Source organism: Pseudarthrobacter sulfonivorans (assembly GCF_031454915.1).
GTDB classification, from domain to species: Bacteria; Actinomycetota; Actinomycetes; order Actinomycetales; family Micrococcaceae; genus Arthrobacter; species Arthrobacter sulfonivorans_C.
Genome location: NZ_JAVDRS010000005.1, coordinates 1 through 26066, shown reverse-complemented (window position 1 = coordinate 26066; position 26066 = coordinate 1). Strand labels below are relative to the sequence as shown.

Annotated in this window: 24 protein-coding genes; 12 read left to right on the top strand and 12 right to left on the bottom strand. The window is 63.1% G+C overall.

What is annotated here, in order from left to right; translation table 11 throughout:
* Window positions 1-173: 173 nt before the first annotated feature.
* Both J2808_RS12510 and J2808_RS12505 read left to right on the top strand, forming a co-directional pair.
* A complete protein-coding gene (locus J2808_RS12510; protein ID WP_309816816.1) occupies window positions 174-1388 on the top strand; it encodes an aminotransferase class I/II-fold pyridoxal phosphate-dependent enzyme in 1215 nt (404 codons plus the stop codon).
* Between the two features lie 105 nt (window positions 1389-1493).
* Window positions 1494-1745, top strand: a complete 252-nt coding sequence (locus J2808_RS12505; RefSeq protein WP_309816813.1) for a hypothetical protein — start codon at window positions 1494-1496, stop codon at window positions 1743-1745.
* Between the two features lie 51 nt (window positions 1746-1796).
* On the opposite strand, the gene J2808_RS12500 is transcribed toward J2808_RS12505, so the two are convergent.
* Window positions 1797-2207: a hypothetical protein gene (locus J2808_RS12500; protein WP_309816810.1), complete on the bottom strand. Its 411-nt coding sequence runs from the start codon at window positions 2205-2207 to the stop codon at window positions 1797-1799.
* A 341-nt stretch (window positions 2208-2548) separates the two neighbouring features.
* Between J2808_RS12500 and J2808_RS12495 the strand changes: the two genes are divergently transcribed.
* Window positions 2549-3622, top strand: coding sequence for a DNA polymerase IV (locus tag J2808_RS12495; RefSeq protein WP_463675846.1), 1074 nt, complete (start codon window positions 2549-2551; stop codon window positions 3620-3622).
* A gap of 68 nt (window positions 3623-3690) precedes the next feature.
* Window positions 3691-5493: a glycoside hydrolase family 15 protein gene (locus tag J2808_RS12490; protein WP_309816807.1), complete on the top strand. Its 1803-nt coding sequence runs from the start codon at window positions 3691-3693 to the stop codon at window positions 5491-5493.
* 119 nt (window positions 5494-5612) lie between these two features.
* Here the strand turns inward: J2808_RS12490 and J2808_RS12485 are convergent, their stop codons facing one another.
* Window positions 5613-6152: a hypothetical protein gene (locus J2808_RS12485; protein WP_309816804.1), complete on the bottom strand. Its 540-nt coding sequence runs from the start codon at window positions 6150-6152 to the stop codon at window positions 5613-5615.
* A gap of 446 nt (window positions 6153-6598) precedes the next feature.
* Between J2808_RS12485 and J2808_RS12480 the strand changes: the two genes are divergently transcribed.
* Together J2808_RS12480 and J2808_RS12475 are read left to right on the top strand one after the other, a co-directional pair.
* On the top strand, window positions 6599-7162 hold the full coding sequence (locus tag J2808_RS12480) for a hypothetical protein (RefSeq protein ID WP_309816801.1): 564 nt from the start codon (window positions 6599-6601) through the stop codon (window positions 7160-7162).
* 100 nt (window positions 7163-7262) lie between these two features.
* Window positions 7263-7676, top strand: coding sequence for a hypothetical protein (locus J2808_RS12475; RefSeq protein ID WP_309816798.1), 414 nt, complete (start codon window positions 7263-7265; stop codon window positions 7674-7676).
* 37 nt (window positions 7677-7713) lie between these two features.
* On the opposite strand, the gene J2808_RS12470 is transcribed toward J2808_RS12475, so the two are convergent.
* Both J2808_RS12470 and J2808_RS12465 read right to left on the bottom strand, forming a co-directional pair.
* Window positions 7714-8391: a response regulator transcription factor gene (locus tag J2808_RS12470; protein ID WP_309816794.1), complete on the bottom strand. Its 678-nt coding sequence runs from the start codon at window positions 8389-8391 to the stop codon at window positions 7714-7716.
* Window positions 8388-9683 (bottom strand): sensor histidine kinase, encoded by a 1296-nt coding sequence (locus tag J2808_RS12465; protein WP_309816792.1) that lies wholly within the window; start codon window positions 9681-9683, stop codon window positions 8388-8390. Before J2808_RS12465 ends, J2808_RS12470 begins: the two co-directional genes overlap by 4 nt.
* 870 nt (window positions 9684-10553) lie before the next feature.
* Between J2808_RS12465 and J2808_RS12460 the strand changes: the two genes are divergently transcribed.
* A complete protein-coding gene (locus J2808_RS12460) occupies window positions 10554-10979 on the top strand; it encodes a VOC family protein (protein ID WP_309816790.1) in 426 nt (141 codons plus the stop codon).
* A gap of 162 nt (window positions 10980-11141) precedes the next feature.
* On the opposite strand, the gene J2808_RS12455 is transcribed toward J2808_RS12460, so the two are convergent.
* Window positions 11142-12779 (bottom strand): helix-turn-helix transcriptional regulator, encoded by a 1638-nt coding sequence (locus tag J2808_RS12455; protein ID WP_309816788.1) that lies wholly within the window; start codon window positions 12777-12779, stop codon window positions 11142-11144.
* 187 nt (window positions 12780-12966) lie between these two features.
* Here J2808_RS12455 and J2808_RS12450 point away from each other — a divergent pair, with 187 nt between their 5' ends.
* Entirely contained in the window at window positions 12967-13761 is a 795-nt protein-coding gene (locus J2808_RS12450) for a class I SAM-dependent methyltransferase (protein ID WP_309816786.1), read from the top strand.
* 339 nt (window positions 13762-14100) lie between these two features.
* Here J2808_RS12450 and nrdF read toward each other — a convergent pair whose 3' ends face one another.
* The 4 genes from nrdF to nrdH form a co-directional block, all read right to left on the bottom strand.
* Entirely contained in the window at window positions 14101-15075 is a 975-nt protein-coding gene (gene nrdF / locus J2808_RS12445) for a class 1b ribonucleoside-diphosphate reductase subunit beta (protein WP_264354130.1), read from the bottom strand.
* 93 nt (window positions 15076-15168) lie between these two features.
* A complete protein-coding gene (gene nrdE / locus J2808_RS12440) occupies window positions 15169-17289 on the bottom strand; it encodes a class 1b ribonucleoside-diphosphate reductase subunit alpha (protein ID WP_309817625.1) in 2121 nt (706 codons plus the stop codon).
* Window positions 17290-17351: 62 nt separating this feature from the next.
* On the bottom strand, window positions 17352-17825 hold the full coding sequence (gene nrdI, locus J2808_RS12435; RefSeq protein ID WP_309816779.1) for a class Ib ribonucleoside-diphosphate reductase assembly flavoprotein NrdI: 474 nt from the start codon (window positions 17823-17825) through the stop codon (window positions 17352-17354).
* A gap of 55 nt (window positions 17826-17880) precedes the next feature.
* Window positions 17881-18126, bottom strand: coding sequence for a glutaredoxin-like protein NrdH (nrdH, locus tag J2808_RS12430; RefSeq protein ID WP_309816776.1), 246 nt, complete (start codon window positions 18124-18126; stop codon window positions 17881-17883).
* Between the two features lie 570 nt (window positions 18127-18696).
* Here nrdH and J2808_RS12425 point away from each other — a divergent pair.
* Complete coding sequence (locus tag J2808_RS12425) at window positions 18697-20166, top strand: HNH endonuclease signature motif containing protein (RefSeq protein WP_309816773.1); 1470 nt, start codon at window positions 18697-18699, stop codon at window positions 20164-20166.
* A 25-nt stretch (window positions 20167-20191) separates the two neighbouring features.
* On the opposite strand, the gene J2808_RS12420 is transcribed toward J2808_RS12425, so the two are convergent.
* Genes J2808_RS12420 through J2808_RS12410 form a run of 3 tightly spaced genes read right to left on the bottom strand, consistent with a single transcriptional unit; the run spans window position 20192 to window position 23666 of the window.
* A complete protein-coding gene (locus J2808_RS12420; protein WP_309816770.1) occupies window positions 20192-21562 on the bottom strand; it encodes a class I SAM-dependent methyltransferase in 1371 nt (456 codons plus the stop codon).
* Window positions 21559-22290 carry a DUF1365 domain-containing protein gene (locus J2808_RS12415; RefSeq protein ID WP_309816767.1) on the bottom strand — a complete coding sequence of 244 codons (732 nt, stop codon included), beginning with the start codon at window positions 22288-22290 and terminating at the stop codon, window positions 21559-21561. Before J2808_RS12415 ends, J2808_RS12420 begins: the two co-directional genes overlap by 4 nt.
* Window positions 22287-23666, bottom strand: coding sequence for an NAD(P)/FAD-dependent oxidoreductase (locus J2808_RS12410; RefSeq protein WP_309816763.1), 1380 nt, complete (start codon window positions 23664-23666; stop codon window positions 22287-22289). Before J2808_RS12410 ends, J2808_RS12415 begins: the two co-directional genes overlap by 4 nt.
* A gap of 179 nt (window positions 23667-23845) precedes the next feature.
* Between J2808_RS12410 and J2808_RS12405 the strand changes: the two genes are divergently transcribed.
* The 3 genes from J2808_RS12405 to J2808_RS12395 form a co-directional block, all read left to right on the top strand.
* Window positions 23846-24763, top strand: coding sequence for a LysR family transcriptional regulator (locus J2808_RS12405; protein ID WP_309816759.1), 918 nt, complete (start codon window positions 23846-23848; stop codon window positions 24761-24763).
* A 45-nt stretch (window positions 24764-24808) separates the two neighbouring features.
* Window positions 24809-25315 carry a DUF2004 domain-containing protein gene (locus J2808_RS12400; RefSeq protein ID WP_309816756.1) on the top strand — a complete coding sequence of 169 codons (507 nt, stop codon included), beginning with the start codon at window positions 24809-24811 and terminating at the stop codon, window positions 25313-25315.
* 59 nt (window positions 25316-25374) lie between these two features.
* Window positions 25375-26066 (top strand): DUF4386 family protein (locus tag J2808_RS12395; protein ID WP_309816753.1); only part of this gene is annotated, 692 nt, incomplete at its 3' end.

Genomic DNA, 26066 nt, shown 5'->3' with positions numbered 1-26066 from the left:
GGCCCCCTTTGATTGCCCAAACGCCATGGGCCACGACGTGGCATAGCCCTCCCTGTGGCCCTTTACTTCACCACCTACTGGGTTGAAAATGGGTCCCACCACAGCCTCCACTGGCTCAGCAGCGCGCTGCCATCCGGCTGCCCCACCCGGCTGCCCTACACAGGAGCGTGGACATGAACGATCCGACAGCCACAGCCAAGTCCACCTCGGCCGTATCCAATCGCGCCGCACAGCTGGCATCGATCCCCTCTTTCCAGCGGGTTGACGCCTACCTCAGGGACTCCAGTTCGCGCCGAAAGAGCCGGACGGGGGGCTGTGATTTCACGTTCGGCAACCCGCACCAGATGCCACCCGACCGCTACGTCAATACGCTGCGGGACGCTCTCACGCCGCAGAACGATCAGTGGTTCGCCTACCAGACCAACGGCGAGGCGGCCCGGGAGGCTGCCGCGGAATCCCTTCAGCACCTGCTTGACGTACCCTTCCGGCCGGAGGACATCTACCTCACCACCGGTGGCTTCGCCGCCATCGCCCTGGCGCTAAAGACTGTGGCCGATCCGGGCGACGAAGTTATTTACAGCCTGCCGCCCTGGTTCCTGTACGAGCCGCTGATCCTCGAAGCCGGGCTTGTGCCCGTGAAGGTGAAAATTGACACGACGACGTTCGACCTTGATCTCGACGCGATCGAGGGCGCCATTACGGAGCGCACCAGGGTTCTCATCGTCAATTCACCCCACAATCCCACAGGGAGGATTTATCCCCCAGAACTCCTCCTCCGGCTGGCAGAACTGCTGGAGGCGGCCTCGGCGAGGATTGGACGCCGGATTTACCTGGTCTCGGACGAGGCTTACAACCGGATTGTGTTTGACGGCCTGCGCTTCCACAGCCCGGTGGAGTACTACCCACACACCTTGTTGGCCTACTCCTACGGCAAGACCCATCTCTCCCCGGGCCAGCGGGTGGGCTATTTGGCCCTGCCGCCGGCCATGCCCCACCGGGACGAGATGGAACCGGCCATCACCGGCCTGCAAGTGGCCATGGGCTGGGTGTATCCGAACGCCCTGCTGCAGCACGCGCTTCCCGAGCTGGAGCAGTTCTCCATTGACGTCGGCCAGCTGCAGCGCAGACGGGATCGCCTCATCGATATGCTCGGCGGCATGGGCTACCGCGTCTGGCGTCCGGAGGGGACCTTTTACCTCTATGTTCCCTCCCCGATTCCGGACGATCTGGCGTTTACCGAGTCACTCGCCCGTCGGGACGTCTTCGTATTTCCCGGCGTCCTCTTCGAGACGCCTGGCTTTTTCCGGATCTCCCTGACCGCCAACGACGACATGATCGAGCGCAGCCTGCCGTCATTCGAAGCGGCGATGAAGGAAAGCCGTCCATAATTCCTCGCATGAGCATCGTCAGGCCGTGTATAACACGCAGCGCGGCGAAAAACGTGACCGGAAATATTAGTAAGTCCTGCTTACGGTTCGGATCTAGACTTGATCATGGAGACGATCCCAGCGGTTTTTCTCGTTATCGGGGTGGCCTTCGCATGGCTGGGCATCACGGTATTCGTCATCATGCGGTTCCGGCGCCGCAGGAGTGGGTCCACGCTCGTAGGTTCGGCTGCGCCTCCCTCTGACCACGCGGGCAAGCGTCGCGGCCGGACACAGCGCCGCGTACGTGCGGTCGCCGGCAACAGCACCGGGACGTCGACGCGACGGCTGAGCCTGAAAGTCAGGAAGGTCCGCCGGTAAGCCCGTCGGGTTGACTCCCGGCAAGCGCCACCGCCCGGCGGGGCGCCCAAATCAATCTTTGGTGTGGGCAATCACCCCTCCGATGAGGCCGGCCAGGGCCGCCGGCAGGGCGATGAGACCGGCGATCTGTGGAGTCAGAGACGGGGGCGTCATGATCATCGTCGCTAGGCCAACCAGCACTGCCGGAGAAGCCACGCAGATCGTCACCCACAGCGGGTTTCCCCGGACCTGCGACCAGATGGCTGCTGCAAGCGACGTGGCGGAACCGATGAGCATGAACAGCCGGCCCATGCGCACCCGCTCAATGAACTCCGGGCCTGGCACATACACGAAGAACGCCGTCCGTTCCAGGGCAATGCCTGTCACGACGACGGAGACGAAGACCAATGCCGCCCAGGGCAATGATCTTCCCCTCCACCACGGGCGGACGACATAGCGTTCGTTGCCGTTTTGCGAACTCATCACAAAGCGAGCCTAGCGGCCTCAGCTTCACGCAGCACCCAGGGCATCTCCTACTCGTTGGCTGGTTCCCAGCGGCTGTTCGGCCGGCACAGCAGGCCGGCAACCCGCGGCGGATCACGGGGCCCTTGCACTGCTAGTGGCGGCCGGATCGGCCGTCGTTCATGCTGAGATCGTCGTTGGGTGTGGCCCGTGAACATCGCGATGTCACGTACTTGCCCACCGCAGCCTTGAAGGCTCCGATGCTCTCGTAGTTGTTCTACTCCCACGAACTGTGCAGGCCCAGCACCCACGCTCGGTGGTGAGCCGATGCTTGCCAGTGATGAATAGGGCAGACTGGTGGCGTGAGCGGAATCCGGTGGGTGCTGCACGTCGATCTCGACCAGTTCATCGCGGCGGTCGAAGTGCTCCGGCGGCCGGAGCTTGCGGGCAAACCCATCATTGTCGGCGGCCGGGGCGACCCCACGGAACGGGCGGTAGTGTCGACCGCATCCTACGAAGCCAGGGCGTTCGGCGTGGGTTCCGGAATGCCCTTACGCATTGCGGCCAGGAAAGTGCCTGACGCTGTGATCCTGCCTGTCGACCAGGAGGCTTACCTCGCGGCGTCTGAAACTGTGATGGCTACGCTGCGGGCGCAGCCCGGCGCCACGGTGCAGGTGCTGGGTTGGGATGAGGCCTTTGTCGGCATTGAGACAGAGAATCCGGAAGCCTATGCCCGGCAGGTGCAGGCTGATGTCCTGGAGCGAACGCAGCTGCATTGCAGCGTGGGCATAGGCGACACCTTGGTCCGGGCCAAGGTCGCCACCGGGTTCGGCAAGCCGGCCGGCGTCTTCCGCCTCACGGCCGGGAACTGGCTCGAGGTCATGGGCGGCCGGCCCACCAGGGAACTGTGGGGCGTCGGACCCAAAGTGTCGGGCCGGCTGGCCAAACTCGGCATCAACACAGTGGCCGAGCTCGCTGCGTCCGATCCCCAAGACCTGGTCCCGGAGTTCGGCCCCAGGATGGGTCCCTGGTACGCGGAGCTCGGACGCGGGGACGGCGCGAGCGTTGTGGACGACACCGCATGGGTTGCGCGCGGGCATAGCCGGGAGACCACCTTCCAGCGGGACCTGACCGAGCCCGCCCAGGTGGACGACGCCGTCAGGGAGCTGACAGCGCACGTCCTTGAGGATGTTGTGGCCGAAGGCAGGCCCGTTATTGGGCTGACCCTCAAGGTTCGGTACGCGCCGTTCCTCACCAAGACCCATGCGAGGAAGATTCCCGAAACATTTGACCGGAACGAAATCCTCGCGCGAGCCCTGGACCTTGCAGCCGGAATTGAAGCGGGCCGTCCCATCCGGCTCCTGGGCCTGCGGGCCGAAATGGCCATGCCTGACGATGCCCGGAAGGGACATACACCAACCCGCGGCGGTTGGTGACGGCATCCTCCCTCTTTTGGTTGGGAACGCCGGTGCGGCACACCGTTGCTTGTGGTTGAGTTGGGCTCATGGCCTCACGGATCGAGGATTATGGTTTTGTTTCGGACCTTCGCACCGGAGCCCTGATTTCACGCGAGGGCAGCATCGATTGGCTCTGTGTGCCACGTTTCGACTCTGAGTCCGTTTTCGGAGCGTTGGTTGGAACGAAAGATCATGGTCGTTGGCAACTGGCACCCACACTTGACGATTCCTCGATGTCCCGTCCAGCGAAAGCAGACCGGTGGTACAGGCCCTCCACGTTCATATTGGAGACGCACTGGACAACTGGAAGCGGAGAAGTTCTGGTGACGGACTTTATGCCGATCGGTGGACGGGGCAGTTCTCTGATCCGCAGGGTTCAAGGGGTCGCTGGGCAGGTCCTGATGCGCCAGGAACTGGAACTGCGGTTCGGCTACGGAAAGATCCTGCCCTGGGTGCGTCGGATTTACGACGACGACGGAGAGGCGCTGCTCGCTGTCGCCGGACCGCAGGCCGTGATGTTGAGGGCGGATGCCCTACCCCACGCCGCTTCGGATTATTCGCACGTGGGCGAGTTCATGGTTGAAGCCGGCCAGACCGTCGACATGCAGCTGCATGCATTTTCATCCCACAGTGTTCCTCCGCCGGCAATTGACGTAGGGGTGGCGCTGCAAGCGACGAGCAATTACTGGACATACTGGTCGAGCAACTACCTTCGCCCGGGAAACTACGACGCGGAAGTAGAACGATCACTGCTGGTCCTGCGTGCACTGACCCATGAGGGGACCGGGGGAATTGTGGCCGCCCCCACTACCTCGCTGCCGGAACAGTTCGGCGGCGAACGCAACTGGGACTACCGCTATTGCTGGCTCCGTGATGCCGCCCTGACACTGGAAGCGATGATGACCCATGGCTTCCAGCAGGAGGCGCTGCTCTGGAGGAACTGGCTGCTCCGGGCCGTTGCCGGTGACCCCCACGATCTGCAGATCATGTATGGAGTGGCCGGTGAGCGTGAACTGCCGGAGCGGGTCCTGGATCATTTGCCGGGTTACGAAGGCTCGGCCCCTGTGCGCGTTGGCAATGGTGCTGTCACTCAATACCAAGGTGACGTCATCGGTGAAGTCATGGTGGCGCTGGCAAAGCTGCGCAACCATGGCGTGCATGAGGACCACTTCTCCTGGCCCCTCCAGCGGAACATGCTTCTCTTCGTAGAGAACAACATCAACCGCAAGGATCACGGCATCTGGGAAATGCGGGGCGAGAAACGGGACTTCACGCATTCCCGCGTCATGATGTGGGCCGCCATGGATTGCGGGGTCCGGGCTGTGCAGGAACACGGACTCGACGGCCCGGCGGGGCGGTGGGCGGAGATCAGGGATGGGCTCCGTACAGAGATCCTGGAGCGGGGTTTCAACAGCGAAATCAACTCCTTTACCCAGACCTACGGACGCACCGAGGTGGACGCATCCCTGCTGGTTCTGCCCCAGGTGGGCTTCCTGGCTTACGACGACGAGAGAATTCTCGGCACGGTATCCCGGTTGGAACGCGACCTGCTCGATGGGGCTGGCCTGCTGATGCGCTACCGTACCGAAGTCTGCCTGGACGGTCTTGAACCCGGGGAACACCCGTTCCTCGCATGCTCATTCTGGCTCGTAGGGCAGTACGCCCGGACAGGCAGGGTGGCCGAAGCACAGATGCTCATGGACAGGCTAGTCGGCTTCGGCAATGACCTGGGGCTGTTCAGCGAGGAATACGACACATCCGGCAAACGCATGGCGGGAAACTATCCGCAAGCGTTCTCCCACTTGGCCCTGATCAGGGCCGCCGACGCGCTGAACCGGTACGGCCAGTGACGCCGCTGCGCTGCCAGCCGTGTGGGAGTGGCTGGAACGGACCTCCCCACAGGTCCGTTCCAAGCTGCGATCCAATGCAAGACAGCTGGCCGGGATCTACCTTCTCGTCACCCGGCCGTTTAGCGATGGATGTGTGCAGTGTCGCTGTATACCCATTTCGACCAGGCAGACCAGTGGCCGTTCTTGAACACACGGTATGCCACCCTCTGGTAAACCTCCTCGGTCTTGTCCCCGGGACGGAAGTCCGTCCGTTTCAACGGCTTAACCTCCCTGAAGTTCAACGTTCCGCCATGGTTGTTGAAACGCTTGCTGAAATATGATGTCCCCAGGTAGTCGTCCTTGTCCGGCCACTGATCTCGTTCCCACCGTTCCTGCTTGACCTGGACCAACCCATGTGACGGGTAAACCACTTTGCCCTCGTAAGCCACTAGTTTCGTGCCGTGGACAATCCCTACGACGCGGGGCTTTTCAGCCTTGATGTGGCCAAGGACAAACAGGGACGATGGCTGGACTGATGCCGCCGGCGCCACGGAATCCGTAGCCTGCGCTGGGACCGCGAGCGCCGCGGAACCCGCGGCGAGGCTCAGAGAAATGGCAGAGATCAGAGCGGCCTTCGACCGCAAACCCCGGTGCGTCTTTGTTGCTTTGGTGATGGACACAGTCTTGCTCCTAAACAGTGATGTGAATGGTTTGTTTGCGCAGCCGCCCACCACGTTTGGGTGCAGCAGCCATTGTCTTTTATCTGCGTGTTGCCCTGTTTGTTGGGCTTCACCACCGGTAATCCTTCGTCTCTCGGAACCGGCACTTCCAGTCTGCGACTGCGCAACCCTCCGCACTTCCGTGCTACCACTGCTAGTTCGCACTATCTGCCGGCAGGCCACCCCCTGGGCTGATCGGTCGTGAGACCACCGTGATTCGACAACGACAGTGCCTTCGTCACAACCCGTGCTAGCACTGAAGCGCCCTGCCTCTGCGCGAAAGCACCATGGACGTACTGGATCTGAACTGAATCAGAACCCGAAGGCCAGCAAGGACTTCCCGCCACTCCGACGGGCGCCACTCTGGCTCACACCAATATCAATCCTCACAAGTCAGGAAAATTCAGATGTCACAAGATCACCAGTCCACTGCAGAAGCAAAGTCCCGCCCCGGACGCAGGGCTGCAATGGCGGCGGCCGCGCTCACCCTGGGAATGGGAGCGGTCTCGCTCGCGACAGTCCCAGCGGCGCAGGCTGCCCCCGCGGCCGCCTCGACGCAGGCAGGGATTGTGCACGCAACAGCCGTGCAGGCTTCGGCCGGCCCCTGCACCGTCAAAGCGCTGAAGCCGTACTTCAGCGGCAGGTTCACCCTTTCGGGGAAAAAGATTGTCATCTACCCCATTAGGGTCACGTGCACCAGAGGCAACGTCAATGTGCACCTCCAGCAAAAGTTGATGGAGGCAGATACCGGTCCCGACGAGACCCAAAGGAACTGGTTCACGCCCGCAGGCAGCCCGCTGCACTTCTCAACACCTGGTACTAAAACCATTTACACCGAGTACCGGCTGTCCAACCTGGATTGGATCGGGGCCGAAGAGGTCTACCACAATGTCAAGTTCCGGGTATCGAGCAACGGCGTCTTCTCAACCTGGCACGGCGTGGAGAGCCCCGAACTCTCCATTTCCGCCTGACGGGGATGAGGGGCGCCCGGCGGCGCCCCTCATCGTCCTTTATCCGCCGCGGAGAGCTTTCTCGTCAGGCCATCCCTCCGCAATCCCAAGGAGTACGTCGATGTTGTCCGCACCCGAATCAGTGATCATGATCCACCAGGCACATTGCTCGGGTGCGGAAGACCTCACGCAACTCCTGGATCGTCTCTGGACCCAAACACAGCTGCAGGCTGCGGCGGAAATGGACAGGAACGTCCAGAGGCATCCGCAGCACATGCTGGCCCGGATAGCTATGGCCAATCACGGGAATTCCCACGCCCTCGAACGCATCAGGGCCAGCGTGGCACGGACCATGGATGGCACCGGCGGCACGCACTACATCGTGGCCGCCCTGCACCTGGCCTATCTGGCGCTAGCCTTCCCGCAGACCCTGTCCGCCACGCAGCGGGCGCTCCTCCTGGCCCCGTTGGAGGCAGCCGAAATGGCCGGCCAGGCCACCGAGGGCGCTTCAGCAGACGCGGTGATGGCTGCCTGACCACGCGCTTTCCTGCCAGGAACCGCGGCAACGGCGATCAGTCCGAAACCCGGCCTTGCCCGACTCCCCGCAGGTAGGTGAGGACGGCGAGCACACGCCTGTGGTCCTCCGGCTCCGGTCGCAATTCGAGCTTGAGGAAAATGCTCCGAATGTGGGCCTCCACCGTACGCTCCCCCAGGAAGAGCGACTTTCCTATCGCTTGGTTGGTTCTCCCTTCGGCCATGAGCTCAAGGACGTTCCTTTCCCGGCTCGTCAGGTCGTCGCCCCGATCATGACCTCTATGTGGACGGGCCACCAGCCGGGTGACAAGCTCCGGATCGATGGCAGTGCCCCCCGCAGAAACCCGATGCAGGGCGTCTATGAATTCGTCAACATCGGAAACGCGCTCTTTGAGCAGGTAGCCCAGGCCCTTGGCGCCATTCTTGAGCAGGGACATCGCGTTTTCCGTTTCGACGTACTGGGACAGCAGGAGAACGCCTGTCCCGGGGTGCCTGCTCTTGATGGTTTCGGCCGCTTGGATCCCCTCGATGGTGTAAGTAGGGGGCATCCGGATGTCCACCACGGCCACGTCGGCCCCATGTTTCTCAATCAATTCCAGCAGCTCTGCGCCATCGGCGGCCTCCCCCACGACGTCCAGGCCTTCGGACTGCAACAGGGCGGACAATCCCCGGCGCAGCAATGCCGAGTCGTCAGCGATGGCAACACGCAATCTCATGGCAGGTCACGCTCCGGGTCAGTGGAGAAGGGAAGGATGGCACGTATCGTCGTGCCGCTGCCTTCGGGACTGTCGATCAACAACGTGCCACCCAGTGCCGCTGCCCGGTCGGTGATCCCCAGCAACCCGCCGTCGGGTCCCGGCCTGGCGCCACCAATTCCGTTATCCGTGATCTCCATTCGCACCTCTTTTTCGTTTCCGTCGATGCAGATTCGCACCCAGCCTGCCTGGGCATACTTCGTCGCGTTGGTGACGGCTTCCGCGCAGATGAAGTAGGCAGCCAGCTCCACGTGGGCCGGAATCCCCTTGTGTGTCCCAAGATCCAGCTCCAGTGGCAGCGATGACCGCTCCGCCAGCGCGGCGAGCGAGCCCGCCAAGCCGCGCTCCCGCAGCGAGGGAGGATACACACCCCTCGCCAATTCGCGCAGTTCGTCAAGTGCATCGGAAAGCTCGGCGCTGGCCTGCCCTACCAGGCTGTGTACTTCCTGGGGATCCGTCGCCCGTTTGGCCCGCGCCAGCTCCATCGACACCGCAACCAGGCGTTGCTGAGCTCCGTCGTGAAGGTCCCGTTCGAGCTGACGACGACGGGAGTCCCCCGCCGTGACGATTCGCTCCCTGGAGCGTCGGACTTCAATCAGCTGCTCCCGGAGCTGTTGTTCCATCTTCTGGTTTTCCAATGCCAGGGAGGTTGCGCTTCTCACAGCGGCAAGCAACTGCGGCTGGTCTTGGAGGGCTTCGTCGAACACCAAGGCCCCGACTGGTGTTCCGTGGCGCTCCAGGACCATGGACGCGCGTCGTGTGGAGCCGTCTGGCAACGCCTGGGGAACTCCGCTGCTGTCGACAAAGGACGCCTGATCAGGGAGCCAATGAAGCAGCGTAAGCGTAGGGTCATGGACGGAGCGCCGGAGAGCCCCGATAAGCCGGTCGCTCACCGGCGCTGAGCCGACTTCGACCATAAGGTCACCGAGGGCCCCGCGTGCGAACCTGTACCGCCACAGACCAAACAGGACCGCCAGGGGGACTATCGCCGTCGCGGGATATTGCCAGAGCAGAGCTTCGGACGTAAGTGTTCCGGACAGTTCAATGACTGCAAGGGACACCCATACGGTGGCCGCTGTCTTGATGATTACGGCCAGCCATAGCGGCAGGAATGCCGACCGATACGCCTTTGTACCTGCCTGCCAGCGGGTAATGAGGACGGCTACGATCGCGACTCCCACGGAGATCTGAAATGTGCGGACTGCATTCCCGGCGGCGGCCGTCAGGGCCGGGCTGTCCCAGAGAAGCAGCAAATTGCGGGAGACAGACTCCCCTACCGTGACATGTAAGCGTGGATCGAAGAATGCCCAGCCTGCTAAGGGGGCCAACAGCCAGGAGGTGTAAAAGAACGCTACGGCAGTTTTTTCAGCTCGACTGCGCAACCTTCCTGATGGAAAGCTGAGCGCCAATTGCAGTAAAGGCGGCTGATACATGAGCGTAAGAGTCACCCCGAGCGTAAACAGCAACGGATCGCCGGAACGGCGTATGCCGGACGCCAGCCAAAGCCAACCCGCCACAACCAACAACAGCCCTGGATTCCGGGACGGCCGGCTCCGCCAAGCCGTCACACCAGCCAGCACGAAGGCCAAGCCCACGCCCACGAAAAGTGTCAGTTCAAGGACAGTAAACGGAATCCGGTTCGGATTCTCCCCCCACCGGAGCACCCCTTGGGCGTTCAGGCCCAAAGTCCGGGCAGGGTCCTGTAGGGCTGTGGGGGACCAATCGACGCAGACCAGGACCAGGACCAGGAAGGCCGTCGTCATGCCGATAACGGAAGCGAGTTGTCGCGGAGTCATGTGCACTTCCGTCCCAAGCTGATACCAGGGCCGGCTGTCCCCCGCAGCCAGGTGAGTCACTGCCACGAGCACGGACAGCGATCCCCTGGGTCATTGTCGGAACGCCCTCTGCTGGCCAGAGAGCGGAAGGCCCCTCGACTTGACCCACAACATCCTTCAGACTCGGAGCCGTTCCTCCGTTGTAGCACCGCGCACCGGCCGGAGCAATACACGCACCTCAGGGAGCTTCCTGCTTGAAGAGTCTTCCTCACGTCATTTATCCGCCGTAGAGGCCGCCCTAGGCTTCGTCTTGGGCCATGGAGAAACGAACACTTGGAGGTTTTGCTCATGTCGCGAATCATGCGGTTCGACCACGTCGGTGTCACCGTTCAGGACCTCGACCAGGTAACGGCGTTCTTCGTTGGACTCGGGCTCGAGATTGAGGGCCGGACGTTCGTGGAGGGCGATTTTATCGACACGGTCATAGCGATCCCGGATTCCCGTACGGAGATCGTGATGTTGCGTATGCCTGACGGCGGTACAGGGGTGGAGCTGTCCAGCTTCGTCCGTCCCGAACCCGAGCCGGGATCGCCCGCCGCCATGGTCAACGAACTCGGCCTGCGCAGCTTGTCCTTCGAGGTCGACGACCTTGAGGCGCATGGCCGATGCCACCGACCAGCCCGTAGCCCTCCTCGGCCAAACGATCGATACAGTACGAGAATGTCTGGCGCATGGGCTACGTACGCGGTCCGGAAGGAATCCTCGTGGCCTTAGCTGAGAGGATCGGCTGACGCGGCCACCCCGTAACGTGCAAAGTGCAGCAGTCATGGGCGGTGTTGTGTCAACGCTAAATGGCGCGTGACCTTTTCAGGAGTTTGAGGTGAGTCGGTTGCAATTGATGGCGGCACGGGTAGTTAGCTCCGCCATGAAGGCCGTTCATTTATTGAACCTTCCGTTGGCATAGGCCTGGGCCTCCGCGCGGCTCTCAAGCCCCAACGCGGCCAGGATGCAACCGACGTGGTGCTCCACGGTCCGCTTGCTGATGAAGAGGCGCGCCGCAATCCGGGCGTTGGAGTATCCCTCTCCGACGAGCTGCAGCACCTCGGATTCGCGTGCCGTGAGTGGTCCTCCCAGCCGGACAACGTTGCGGGAGGAATGGCCGAACCGCCGGAGCTGCTGTGCGGCAGCGTCCACATCATAGGCGGCGCCGAGCCGCTGGAACTCTTTCATTGCTTCCTGTACTTCCGACACGGCGAGCTCCGGTTCTCCGGGGGCCAGCGCCCGGGCCAGTGCAAGCCGTGCGCGGGCCTGTTCCAGCGGCAGGGCGGCCGCCCCGTACAATTCGACCGCGGCTTCCAGACGCGGCCGCGCGGCTGCATCGCCCGCTGTCCACGCCACGATTCCGACTGTGTACTCGGCCAGGGCTGCGTATTGAGCCAACCCCACGGTGGAGGCCATGCCCTGGAGTCTCCGGCTGAGAGTGGCTGCCTCGTTGGGGCGTCCCGCCGCCAGTTCAACCTCGGCCAACAGTGCCATTTCAGGAGCAAGGAGCACTGAGCCGGTCATAACTGCCAGGTGGCGACGCAGGATGCCCGACGCGACATCGGGTTCGCCGTTGATCAGGGATAGCCGGGCCCTGGGACGAACAGCGGCGATATCGCCCGGCAAGTCCCTTAGCAGGGCGGCCGCTTCTTCCATCCGGCCCTGCCGCAACCGAAGGTCGCCCAGGCGTGCCACTGCTGCGGAGCGCAGTGCGCGAAAACTGCCGTTGTAGCCATTGATCGCCGAGATCAAGCGGTCCTCGGCCTCAGCCCAGCGGCCTGCTGCCGTGAGGATCCCGCCGTAATGCGTGCCGCAGATGGCAGGCACCCACGCTGCACGGGAGCGGTTGTGGAAGTCTTCAGCGACTTCCATCCACTGCTGTGCTCGTTGCACGTCGAGGGTCAACTCGGAACACAGGAGCATTTTGCAATAGATTTCGCCCTCGGCCTGATAATCCTGGACTTCGCCAGCCATGGCCCCGGCAGCCGCCTCGTCGACAAGCCGCATGCCATCGGTTATGCGGCCACCGAGGACTAGTGACAGGCCCTCATAGCTGCGAGCACACAATTCGAGATCAGGGTCGGACAAACGCAGGCCCAGTTCTCGGGCGGCCGCCGCGTGTTCATGCATGCGGGCTGGATCATGCGTAATGAGGCATTCCGCCAGATGAACCCAGCCTGTCTCCACGCACCCGCCAGCTTCGGCGACCAGGCTCAGGGCCCTTGCCAGCCACCCGTCCGCGGCCGCGGTGTTCGCATAGACAGCGGCGTAGAGAAAACTCAATTCCCGCGACGCAATAAGGGCAGGGAGACGTACCTGGCCCTGCCTGCGGTACATCACGAACGCCGTTTCATAGAGTCGGATAGCGGAGTTGAAGTCCCCATCCCATTCAACCGCCCTGGCTAACGCATACGCGGCCTCGGGTCCTGCATGGGCCTCGAAGGCGAGGGTTAACAGCGAACGGGCGCGAAGCCGATCCCCGGCGTCGAAAGCCAGACGGCCCTCATGAAGCAGCTCCTCTGCGGAAGCCATTCCTGATTTTACTGCTCACGCGCCTGCCTCACCAAGGGTCCGGCACCGTTAGGAACGCGACCTGCCCTCTTACCGCCCGCGGGACCGGAAATAGGTGCAGACACGGATGTGGAGTCATCCGTGTCGAGGGATTCTTTGACTATGCAGGTTCGCAACCCAGCGACGACCATTTCGGAAGGTGAGATCGGTGTCAACATCTGAGGCATTTCAGCTCGATCTTGCGGCAGCTGAGGCATATGAAAAACGGTTTGTACCGGCGATGTTTGCAGAGTGGGCCGAGGTGATGGTGGCGGAAGCCGGCGTCAGGCCAGGTCAGCGGATTCTCGACGTGGCCTGTGGAACGGGCATTGTTGCTCGCCGCGCCGCCGAAATTGCCGGCGCCTCTTCCGTAACCGGGGTGGACATCAATGAGGCCATGCTTACGATCGCCGCCCGCGTGCAGCCTGGCATCACCTGGCTGCCGGGCGATGCCGCTGCCCTGCCATTCCCCGACGCGGAGTTCGACTCCGTACTGTGTCAGATGGCGTTGATGTTCTTCCCCGATCCGCTGGCGGCTGTGAGGGAAATGCGCAGGGTCGCCTCCGACGGCGGAACGATCTCGGTTGTAGTTCCCGCGCAGCTGAAGGATCAGCCGGCCTATGGACCTTTCGTGGATTTGGTAGGCAGGCATGCCGGAGCAGAGGCCATGTCCCTCCTGGATGCCTACTGGGCCTGCGGGGATTCCGAACGAATGCTTCGCCTCTTCAATGAAGCCGAGCTCACGATCAAGAGCCTCCGTACCCACATCGGAACGGCCCGCTATGCGTCAGCGGACGAATTTGTGGCCGTCGAAGTGGAAAGCACGCCGCTGATGGATCGGGTTTCGCAGAAGCAGTATGCCCGCGTGCGTGAAGGCGCCACCGAGGTCCTTCGTCCCTTCACGGACCAACACGGAGCCGTGGCAGTGCCCCTGCACGGTCTCCTGATTGTGGCCCGGAGATAGGGCGACCCGTCAGTCGCTACCCCCGGACATCGAGATCTCAGGCTCGAGTCCAAAACAGCTTCCTCACCGCACCCCGCGACGCCATCCTCCCCCGTTGATGTCGGGCCGGAACCTGGCCTAAACCAAGATAGACATGGCAACAGGTCGCCCAAAAAAGGAATTTATTCATGAAGCGTTCGCCCAGTCCCCGGCCTGCACGCTCAACGACCCCGCAGGCCTCTGCATGCGGGGTCGTTACAGGTTTGTTCAGTTCGAGGTTTCGACAAGCTCAACCACCATACGGAGGAGAGATGGTGGCCAGGTACCGTGAAACCTCACAGACACGAGGAGGCGCTGCGGCTAGAAATCCCAGTCGTCATCTTCAGTGTTGACAGCCTTGCCAATGACGTACGACGAGCCGGACCCGGAGAAGAAGTCATGGTTCTCGTCGGCGTTCGGTGACAGCGCCGATAGGATCGCCGGGTTCACGTCGGTGACGGAGGCCGGGAACATGGCCTCGTAGCCGAGGTTCATCAGGGCCTTGTTGGCGTTGTAGTGCAGGAACTTCTTGACGTCCTCGGCCAGGCCCACGGAGTCGTAGAGGTCGTGCGTGTACTGGACTTCGTTCTCGTACAGTTCGAAGAGCAGCTCGAACGTGTAGTCCTTGATCTCCTGCTTGCGTTCTTCGGAGAGACCCTCGAGGCCCTTCTGGAACTTGTAGCCGATGTAGTAGCCGTGCACGGCCTCATCGCGGATGATCAGGCGGATCAGGTCGGCCGTGTTCGTCAGCTTGGCCCGTGAGGACCAGTACATGGGCAGGTAGAAGCCGGAGTAGAACAGGAAGCTCTCCAGCAGCGTCGAGGCCACCTTGCGCTTCAGGGGGTCATCGCCCTGGTAGTAGTCCATGACAATCTGCGCCTTCTTCTGAAGGTTCGCGTTCTCGGTGGACCAGCGGAATGCCTCGTCGATCTCCTTCGTGGAGGCCAGCGTGGAGAAGATGGAGGAGTAGCTCTTGGCGTGCACGGACTCCATGAAGGCGATGTTCGTGTACACAGCTTCTTCATGCGGGGTGATCGCATCCGGGATCAGGGAAACGGCGCCGACAGTGCCCTGGATGGTGTCCAACAGGGTCAGGCCCGTGAACACGCGCATGGTGAGCTGCTGCTCGTCCGGGGTCAGCGTGGCCCACGACTGGACGTCGTTGGACAGCGGGATCTTCTCCGGCAGCCAGAAGTTGTTGACGAGGCGGTTCCAGACGTCTACATCCTTGTCGTCCTGGATGCGGTTCCAGTTGATCGCCTCGACGTGGCTAAGCAGCTTGACCTTCTCGGTCATGTCATCCCCTAAAAGTTGGGTTGGTTCTTTGAAGTTAAGCGTACGACGGCGGGCGGGCGCCCGCCGTCGTACTCTCACCGATTTAGTTGAAGATTAAAGCATGCAACTGACGCAGCCGTCCACCTCTGTCCCTTCCAGCGCGAGCTGGCGGAGACGGATGTAGTAGATGGTCTTGATGCCCTTCTTCCAGGCGTAGATCTGGGCCTTGTTGATGTCACGCGTGGTGGCGGTGTCCTTGAAAAACAGCGTCAGGGACAAGCCCTGGTCCACGTGCTGGGTAGCGGCGGCGTAGGTGTCGATGACCTTCTCGTAGCCGATCTCGTACGCGTCCTGGTAGTACTCCAGGTTGTCGTTGGTCAGGTACGGCGCCGGGTAGTACACGCGGCCCAGCTTGCCTTCCTTGCGGATCTCAATCTTGGACGCCACCGGGTGGATCGAGGAGGTGGAGTTGTTGATGTAGGAGATCGAGCCGGTGGGCGGCACAGCCTGCAGGTTCTGGTTGTAGATGCCGTGCTTCATGACCGAAGCCTTCAGCTCGCGCCAGTCATCCTGGGTGGGGATGTGGATGTTCTTGAACAGCTCCGCAACCTTTTCGGTCTGCGGCACCCACTCCTGCTCCGTGTACTTGTCGAAGAACTCGCCGGAGGCGTACTTGGACTTCTCGAAGCCGCCGAAGGTCTGGCCGGTCTGGATGGACAGCAGGTTGGAGGCACGGATCGCGTGGAACACTACCGAATAGAAGTAGATGTTGGTGAAGTCCAGGCCCTCTTCCGAACCGTAGTGGACCCGCTCGCGGGCCAGGTAGCCGTGCAGGTTCATCTGGCCCAGGCCGATGGCGTGGGACTGGTCGTTGCCGCGGGCGATGGACGGCACCGAAGTGATGTTGGACATATCCGAGACGGCCGAGAGGGACCGGATGGCCGTCTCGATGGTCAGACCGAAGTCCGGGCTGTCCATCGCCTTGGCGATGTTCAGTGAACCCAGGTTGCAGGAGATGTCCTTGCCGGTCTGGTCGTAGGACAGGTCATCGTGGTACGTCGTGGGCTGCGAAACCTGGAGGATCTCAGAGCACAGGTTGGACATGATGATCTTGCCGTCAATCGGGTTTTCCCGGTTCACGGTGTCCTCGAACATGATGTACGGGTAGCCGGATTCGAACTGGATCTCGGCGAGGGTCTGGAAGAACTCGCGCGCCTTGATCTTAGTCTTCTTGATCCGGGAATCGTCCACCATCTCGTAGTACTTCTCGGTGACCGAGACGTCGGAGAACGGCATGCCGTAGACCTTTTCGACGTCGTACGGGGAGAACAGGTACATGTCCTCATCCTTCTTGGCCAGCTCGAACGTGATGTCCGGGATGACAACGCCCAGCGAGAGGGTCTTGATGCGGATCTTCTCATCCGCGTTCTCGCGCTTGGTGTCCAGGAAGCGGTAGATGTCCGGGTGGTGCGCGTGCAGGTACACGGCACCGGCACCCTGGCGGGCACCAAGTTGGTTGGCGTAGGAGAAGCTGTCCTCGAGGAGCTTCATCACGGGGATGACGCCGGAGGACTGGTTCTCGATCTGCTTGATGGGTGCGCCCACTTCGCGGATGTTGGTCAGCGCGAACGCCACACCGCCGCCGCGCTTGGACAGCTGCAGGGCAGAGTTGATGGACCGGCCGATCGATTCCATGTTGTCTTCGATGCGGAGCAGGAAGCAGGAGACCAGCTCGCCGCGCTGCTTCTTGCCGGCGTTCAGGAACGTGGGGGTGGCCGGCTGGAAGCGGCCTTCGATGATCTCGTCCACCATCTGCAGCGCGAGCTTCTCGTCGCCGCGGGCCAGGTGCAGGGCAACCATGCAGACGCGGTCCTCGTAGCGCTCCAGGAAACGCTTGCCGTCAAATGTCTTCAGCGTGTAGGACGTGTAGAACTTGAACGCGCCCAGGAAGGTCTCGAAGCGGAACTTCTTCTTGTACGCGCGGTTGTAGAGCTCGCGGATGAAGTTCATCGTGTACTGGTCGAGCGTCTCACGCTCGTAGTAGTCGTTCTTGACCAGGTACTCGAGCTTCTCTTCCAGGTCATGGAAGAAGACGGTGTTGTTGTTAACGTGCTGCAGGAAGTACTGGTGGGCAGCCTCGCGGTCAGCCCCGAACTGGATCTCGCCGTTCGGACCGTACAGGTTCAGCATGGCGTTGAGCTCGTGATAGCCCAGCCCCTTGTAGGCGGCGGGCATTTCAGGCTTTTCGACGGCGGCGCCGTGCTTGTCAGCGCGGGTGCCCTTGCCGTCGGCCCTGGTTACTTCTGTGTCTGCGACAGTCGTGTCCAAAACGTGTCCAATCCATTGTTTACGCGGGCCACGTCTTCTGGCGTGCCCATAAGTTCAAATCTGTATAGCCGGGGTACGTGGCATTTCGCCGCGATAATGTCCGCGGCCATGCAGTAGTTGTCCCCGAAGTTTGTGTTGCCCGCACCGATGACCCCGCGGATCAGCTGCCTGTTCTGCGGGTTGTTCAGGAAGCGGATGACCTGCTTGGGTACCGAGCCCTCTCCCCCGGTGCCACCGTAGGTGGGCACCACCAGCACGAACGGCCGGGTAGCGAGAAGGGGTGCGTCCTTTGCATGGAGCGGGATCCGTCCCAGCTCCCGTCCCAGCTTCGCTACGAAGCGGCTGGTGTTCTCGGAGGTGGAGGAAAAGTAGATGAGCTGACTCTGCGTGGTGACAGGCGTTACCTGGGCCACTTGGGCCCCGGCCACTGCCAGTGCTGCCACGGGAGTCACCTCATGTGTGGGTTCGAAGATTGCCGGCTGGCGGAAGGTGGTGGCCTCAGGCCACGGAGGAAACGGCAGACAGTGCCAGTTCCTCGATCTTGTCCGGACGGAAGCCTGACCAGTGGTCCTGGTCCGTGACCACAACAGGTGCCTGCATGTAGCCCAGCGCCTTCAGGCGCTCGAGCGCATCGGCGTCCTGTGAGATGTCAACGCTCTCGTAAGCGATGCCTTTTTTGTCCAGCGCTCGGTACGTTGCGTTGCACTGCACACACGCAGGTTTTGTGTAAACCGTAACGGTCATTGTCCCTGTCCCCTTTATCGAAATCTTCGCTCGTCTTTGTCCCGCCCAAGCTGTACGTCGATACTACATGTAGTGCAGACGGCTCTTCGGAACCCCAAGATGATGTATTACAAGTATGTCATTTTATGCACTTTTAATCCACAGGCAGGGTCGCTCAAAATGTCCGGATTCCAGCGTTTTTTGCGGACGAAATCCACACCCTGTGGAGTACTTAGCCACAATTAACGCCCTGCGTGTCGCCTGGTGGACGGCGTGTCGCGCCTTGTGGCCAAGGTCCGGGAATGCGTCCCCCCGCCACTAGATGTAGTGGCCTCCGGCTAGAGAATGAGAGCAACGGCATACGGATGCTGTGGCTCTGTTCACCCCATCGCCACCAGGTTGTCCCGGATCTCCCGGCGCAGGACTGGGCGAGACATTGAAGCCGCCCGGACGTGTACTGGAGGAGGCAAGGTCCTGGCAGCGTGCATTGCAGGAGATCGGCGGCATTGCCTACTGAACACCTGCACGTCGCAAGCGGGTCTCCAACTGCGGTCTCGCTTGAATGTCATACCCCCTTGTCATGATGGGCACATGAGAAACCCGGCAGTGGCAAAGGCATATGCGGACATCACCGCAGCCGTTGCTGTGCTCGCCGGCGTGGTCAACGAATCCGGTCCCCGTGGACTTTCTCCGGAAGGCGATCCGTTGTGGGGATTGTCGGAGGATTGCCTGGATATTCTGACCGGGGCTGCGGGAGCGGATGCGCAGATGGCTGGTTTGAAAGCCCAGGCTGCGAAGAAGTACGCGGACACCGCCCAGGCCATGGCTGCTCCGGACGCTTCGGTACAGGCCCAGGAGATGGCAGTCAGGGCCGAGGTTGGATGTGCCCTGCCTATCGGTGACCGGGCAGCGGGTTCGTTCCTGGGGGTTTCCCACGCCCTGACCAGTACATTGCCGTTGACTTTGGCCGCCCTGCAGTCCGGGACCATCTCCTGGCAGCACGCCCGGGTCATGGCCGACGAAGCCGCCACCCTTGACCGGGCCGGTGCCGCCACGCTGGAGGCCCACTTCCTGGACCCGGACACGCCGGGCTCTGCCAGTGAGTGTCCCGCCGGGGAAATGCCGGCATCCCGGTTCCGCCACAGGGCCCGTACCTGGCGCGAACGCCATCACACCGAAAGCATCGAAAAGCGCCATGCGAAAGGTGTCCTGGACCGTCGCGTCGAGTACGCGCCGGACCAGGACGGGATGGCTTGGCTTTCGGCCTACCTCCCGGCGGACCAGGCGGTCGCAATCTGGAACCGGACCACCGCCATTGCCCGGGGTTTGCAGGGCCCGGCCGAGTCCCGGACCCTCACCCAGCTCCGGGCCGACGTATTCGCCGCCGCACTCCTTGGCAGCGGAAACCAGGGCAGCAACGGGAGCGCGGAAGGAAGCGATCCCGGGCAGGTTCCGCCGCCGCGGGCCGAAGTCCTGGTGACGGTCCCGGTGTTCTCCCTGCTCGGCGCCACCGATGAGCCAGCGATGCTGGACGGCTACGGCCCCATCCCGGCATCGATGGCCCGGGACCTCGTGGCGAACGGGGCCGACTCGTTCTACCGGGTACTGATTGACCCTCGGGACGGGGCTCCCCTGGAGATCGGGCGGTCCAGTTACCGGCTGAGCAAGGCCATGCGGCAGTGGTTGCGGCTGCGGGACGGCAAGTGTCCCTTCCCGGGCTGCAGCAACAACTCACTGTACAACGAGGCCGACCACATCCTCGCCTGGGCCAAGGGCGGCACCACCGGTGTCTCGAACCTGGGACAGCCATGCCCCAAACACCACAAACTCCGGCACAACGGAGGCTGGCAACCCACACCAGCCACCAAAACCGAACCACCAGGCTGGATTTCCCCCTCGGGCAGGCGATACACAAGCGAACACCAGGACTGGGAACCACCACAGTGGCCCACCCGACTCAAACCGCAGGAAGGTCTCCCGGACGGCTACCCGGACCTTGTCCACATCGGACTTTCGCTTGGGGAAGAGGGCTTGGAGAGGCTCCTCCACGCCCGGGCTTGAGACGGGCAGCCGGGTGGGGCCCTTCCTACAGCTGTGCCTCCCGGCGGTCCAGCACAATCTGTTGCACATCCAGGTAGCCGGACTGGAAACCGGCCCGGGAGTAGCTCAGGTAGAACAGCCACATCCGCTGGAACACGGCGTCGAAGCCCAGCTCCCCCACCTCCTGCGAGCGCGCAACGAACCGCTCCTCCCAGAGGCGCAGCGTTGCCGCGTAGTGGTCACCCATGCCCATCCGCTCCCGGACCCGGAGTGTGGTGTGCTGCTGGGTCACGCTTTCAATGGCCCGAACGGACGGCAGGAACCCGCCCGGGAAGATGTACTTGTGCACCCAGGTGTACGCGTTGCGCGTGGCCAGCATGCGGCCGTGCGGCATGGTGATGGCCTGGATGGCCACCTTCCCGCCCGGGGCCAGCACTCGGTCGATGGTCTGGAAATAGATGGGCCAGTACTCATAGCCAACCGCCTCGATCATTTCGACGGACACAACGGCGTCGAATTCGCCTTCAACGGCCCGGTAGTCCTGGAGCGCCACGGTCACCTGGTCTGCGTAGCCGGCGGCCGCAATCCGTTCCTGCGCCAGCGCCCTCTGCTCGCTGGAGAGCGTCACGCTGTAGACGGTGGCACCGCGGGCTGCTGCCCGGAGGGCCAGCTCACCCCAGCCAGTGCCGATCTCCAGCAGCCGGGTCCCGTTTCCGACGCCGGCCTTGTCCAGCAGCCTGTCGATCTTCGCCTGCTGTGCCTCCGCCAGAGCGTCCCAGGGCACCGATTCCAGCGCGCCGTCGCTCCGCGGGAAAAGCGCCGAGGAGTAGCTCATGGTGGTGTCCAGGAAGTTGGAGAAGAGCTCGTTGGAGAGGTCGTAGTGCCGCGAGATGTTGCTGCGCGTGTTGTGCTCTTCGTTCCGTTCCTGCCGCGGCGTCCGCGGCAGGTACAGGGTCCGCAGTTTCTGCAGCGGTGTGGGGATCAGCGTGTCCACGGACGCGGCAAAGACCTCCAACACCCCGGCCAGGTCCGATGCTTCCCAGTCCCCTGCCATGAATGACTCGCCCAGCCCGATGAGGCCGTTGTCACCGATCCGCACTTCGAACGATGCCGGCCTCACCATGGTCATGACCGGCGCGTCCAGGCCGCCGGTGCCCAGCACGGAGCCGTCCGGGTAGGCAACGCGCAGGGGCAGCCGGCGTACGGCCGCCTTGAAGAGCAGGCCTGCGGCCTTGCCCGCCACGAGCGCTTTGGTGCCCGACGGCGCGTGGGCAACACCGGGCCAGACGTCCGGATCGATGGTAGCCGGCGACGCCGGTACCCCGGCAGCGTTGTTACCTGCCAGCGGGTGCCGGGCGGACTTCGCGGCGGGAACCTGCGCGGTGGCGGCCGTTCCGTTCTCGTCGGTCATTGTCATTGAACTGCCTCCTGTGAGGGGTGGTGTGGTTTTTTGACGACGGGCAGGCGCCTGGCCCAGAGTTTAACGCCCTGAAAACGGATCAAGGCGGATACCAGCAGCGGCGCGGCCGGGACAGCGATGGCGGCTGCGAGGATGTTCCTGATGGTGGCCGGGCGCCGGTCCCCGTCCATGGTGGCGACGAAGGGCCGGTGCCCTTCCCGCTCCAGGACGATGGAGACGGACAGCCGTTCCTCCGGGGGCGGCACCTTCATCCGGTACTGCCCGTCAACATCGTTGAAAGGTGAAACGTAAAAGGCCTTGGGCACACTGGCCCGGCCGGCAGCATCTGTTTCCAGGAGGTAGCAGTGGCGTTCGCCGTAGGTGTTGTGGACCTCGGCGATGACGCACTGCAGCATCCCGGACTCCCGGTAGCACCAGAAGAGGCTGAGCGGGTTGAACACATGGCCGAAAACCCTGGCGCTGGCCAGCATCCGGATGGGCCCGCCGTCGGGCTCTATCCCCTGCGTCTGCAGGAACCGTTCCACGTTGCTGCGGAGAGAGCCGGCTGGGTCGCCCAGGTGGTCGGCGGCACTGAAGACCGCCAGCGGACGCAGCAGCTGTGGCAGGCGCGGCAGCCGGTCCACGTCCACAAACCAGCTGTAGCTCCGGTAAGTGAACGAATTCTTCAGTGGGGTCTGCCGCACGTGGGAGATGGACGTGCGGTAGATGGCTGCCGTTGGGCTCATGCTCCCTCCGAGGCCGTCAGGAGCTCGGGTCCGCGTGACTCCACACCAGGCGCATCCCAGGTACGTCCAAGGCTGGCGGCGGCCCGGACGCCGGACAGCGCGCCGTCTTCATGGAAACCCCAGCCGAGGTATGCCCCGGCGTAGGCGATGCGGTTGTCGCTTAGGGCCGCGATTTGCTGCTGTGCCCGCAGGGATTCGGGGGTGTACTGCGGGTGCTCGTACACCATGCGCTCCAGGACCCGATCCTCCCCGATGAGTTCAGACTCCCCCAGGCTCACCAGGTACGGCAGTCCGTCGGCGGGCTGCAGCCGCTGGAGCCGGGTGAGGTCATAGCTGACCAGGACCTTGTCCGGCCGGGCGTCGCAGTCCGGGAGCCGGTAGTTCCAGGACGCGCGGGCGTTCTTTGCGGCAGGCAGGACTGCGGGATCCCGGTGGAAAACGGTCTGGTTGACCGAATACGGCATGGCGGCGAGGGCTTCCGTTTCTGCCTCGGTGGCGTCGGCCAGGAACCCGAGGGCCTGGGCCGGGTGTGTGGCGATGACAACCGCCTCGAAATCCTCGACGCCCTGGTCCGTGTCCACTTCCACGCCGAGGGCGTGGCGCCGTATGGCTGTGACGGGGCTGTTGAGCCGGATGTCCGGCAGCGTTGCGGCGAGCTTCTCCACATACTGTCCTGAACCGCCGGTGACGGTCCGCCACTGTGGGGAGCCTTTGACGCCCAGCATGCCGTGGTGGCCCAGGAAGGTGAAGAGGTACCGCGCCGGATAAGACAGTGCCGTGGTGGGGTCGCACGACCACACCGCGCTCACCACCGGCGTCATGAAATGGGAGGTGAAGTAGGCACTGAAGCGCTCCTTGGCGAGAAATTCGCCGAGGGTCAGCTCCGCACCATCCGCAGGTCCGCCGTCGGGCGCTGTCCCTGCGTCGATCAGCGCCCGCGCCCGGCGGTAGAACCGCATGACCTCCATGAGCATCAGCAGGTAGCGTCCGCGGAGCAGGCTGGACGGCCGGGCGATGATGCCTTTCCCGCCGTCCCGTGCACCGGCGAACTCCAGGCCGCAGCCATCGCAGCGGATGGACATGCTCATTTCAGAATCCTGGGTTTCCACGCCCAGCTCGGCGAACAGCTGCAGCAGGGTGGGATAGGTCCGCTCGTTATGGACAATAAAGCCGGTGTCGATGCCGAACGTGGAGCCGTCCGGCTGCGGGACGCTGTGCGTGTGGGCGTGGCCGCCCAGCCTGCTGTCCGCCTCGAAGAGCGTGACGTGGTCGTGCCGGTTCAGGACGTACGCGGCCGTCAGGCCCGCCACTCCACTGCCCACGACGGCGATGCGCCGCCCTTCCGGCTTTCCGCCCAGGTTCCCTGCCACAGACACTGTCCTGCTCCTCTGCTCAAACTGCGTGTGCACTTGCTCGGTGCAAACTCTCTAGGGGCAGTTCGTCGCCGCGGGGCCGGCGGATGTGTGAGATTCCAGGAATCTTTGTGCCAGAATGAAGCGGATCTTTCAGACCCGCCATACCGCAGGGCTTTTGCGGCTCTGACCGAAGGACAGCCTTGGTAAATCCCGTACATCTGAAGACCCTCCTTGAGGTTACCCGGCTGGGTTCGTTCGCGGCCGCCGCGGCACGCCTGGGCTACACGGCCTCGGCGGTCTCCCAGCAGATGTCCGCCCTGGAGCGGGAGGCCGGCGTGGTCCTCTTCCATCGCTCGGCCCGCAGCGTGGTCCCCACGGAGGCCGCCATAGTGATGACCCGGCACGCCGCCAAAGTCCTGACGGACATCGAGGCGCTGATGGCTGCCGCCGCCAAAACCCACGACGCCACCAGCCAGGAACTCAGGCTGGGCATCTTCCCCAGCCTGGCCACCTATGTCCTGCCGCGCATCCTGAAGAATCCGGCGTGGAAGGACCTTGGCATCGACCTCCGCGTCTCGGTGGCGGAACCGTCGCAGACCATCCAAGGACTGCGCACCGGCGGGGAGCTCGATGTGGCGCTCGTCTTCCAGGTGGGCCAGTCCGGACTTGCCTGGCCGCACACCATCAACCGGCAGTGGATCGGCGACGATAACTTCCGCGTGGTGCTTCCGGCCGGTTGGGGCTTCGGCGCGGAGGCCAAGGTGGCGGCGGACCATCTGTCCGAGCTGCCGTGGATCATGCACCACCCCGGGACCCCCGACGCGGTGGTGATCGAACGGCTGTTTGCCAGCTGCAACCTGCACCCGCGGGTGGTGGCCCACAGCGACGATTTCCACGCCAGCCTGGAAATGGCCGCGGCCGGACTGGGTGCTGCGCTGGTGCCGGAACTGGCGTTGCTGAACCGGCCAGCCGGCGTGGTGGTGCTGGATGTTCCGGAGATCCGCCTGGCGCGGAACGTCTTCGCGCTGCTCATCAACGAGAAGAAGACTGCCCGCGTGCAGCTGTTTGTGGACCTGCTCGCCGAAACGCTGGCGGGCCTGGGAGCTGCAGGCAAATAGTCCCGAACGCTGGAATGCACAGCGCTTGGGGTCTATGTTGAAAGTATGAACAGGGTAGCGAGCCAGCACTTTGGAGAAATCGAGCTCAACCACGGTAGGGACCACAACGTCGCTACCAGACATGAGCTCGGGGGCCAAACTCTGGAACTCGACTTGAACATCAATGCGCATGACCATTTCGACGAAGCGGCCATGCACAAGGTGGACTACCGGCTCCGCTTCCTCCCCGAACTCGTGGACGAGGTCCGGCAGATGATCGCCGACGAACTGGAGCAGGAAGGCACCAGCCCGCAGGAATACCTGCACTTCCACTGCAGCGCCCTCAAGGACGAGCACCTTCAGAAGGTGTTCGGCGTGGAAGAACGCAGCCAGCTCACCAATGACGTCTTCCTCAAGGCCCTCAAGCTCGGCCACGTGGGTATATTCCCAGGCCAGCCCGAGCGCTACTTCGTCCTCGATTTCACGCTCGGCGCCCACTTCACGGACGAGGTGCTGGTGGCATCCGCTGACGAAGACGGCGTAGTGGACGACGAAATCCTCTGGGAGTCCTAAGCTCTACCACCGGAACCGGGGACTTTCAGCCCCTGTGTCCGTTTCGGACGTTTGCGCACTTGGGCCATTTCCTGGGCATGGCGCTGCTGACCGGAGGGCTCTTTGTCCTGTTGCCAGCCCTTATCGGCCGGCCAGGCCTCCTCGCCGTAACCGCCCGATTCGGCGCCCTGTCCGCGGCCATCGCCCTGGCACTGTACGGTGCGCTCCAGGCGGTTGACGGCGTCGCCCTTAAACACGCTGTGGACGCATGGGCCGCCGCACCCGAGGCCGAAAAATCCGCGCGGTTTGCCACTGCGGAGGGCATCCGCTGGCTGGAGTGGGGCATGCGAAGCTACCAGAGCTTCATGCTGGGAACCGCGCTGCTGCTGTTCGGTATCGTGGTGGCCGCCACAAGGCGGGTCAACCGGGTTATCGGCTACCTCATGGGCTTATCCGGAGTCGCTTACCTCGTGCAGCGCTGGATCATCGGGGCGTACGGATTCGCGGCCGCCAACACCTGGCCCACCCTGTTTGGGATCGTGGTGACCGTGGCATGGACCATGTGGCTGCTCGTCAGTGCGCTGCGGATGAAGGTTTCGCCAAGCTCAACCACCGGACAAGCTCAACCACCAGACATTAAAGCGCGACGGCGGGCGGGGCCCCGGGGGGGGCGGCCCGCCGCGGCCGTTGGGGGGAAACCCGGGTCGGCCCTGTGCGTGTACCCGGGTGGGAAAACCCCCCAACCACAGGGGTTAGGTGGGGCGGGCACGCC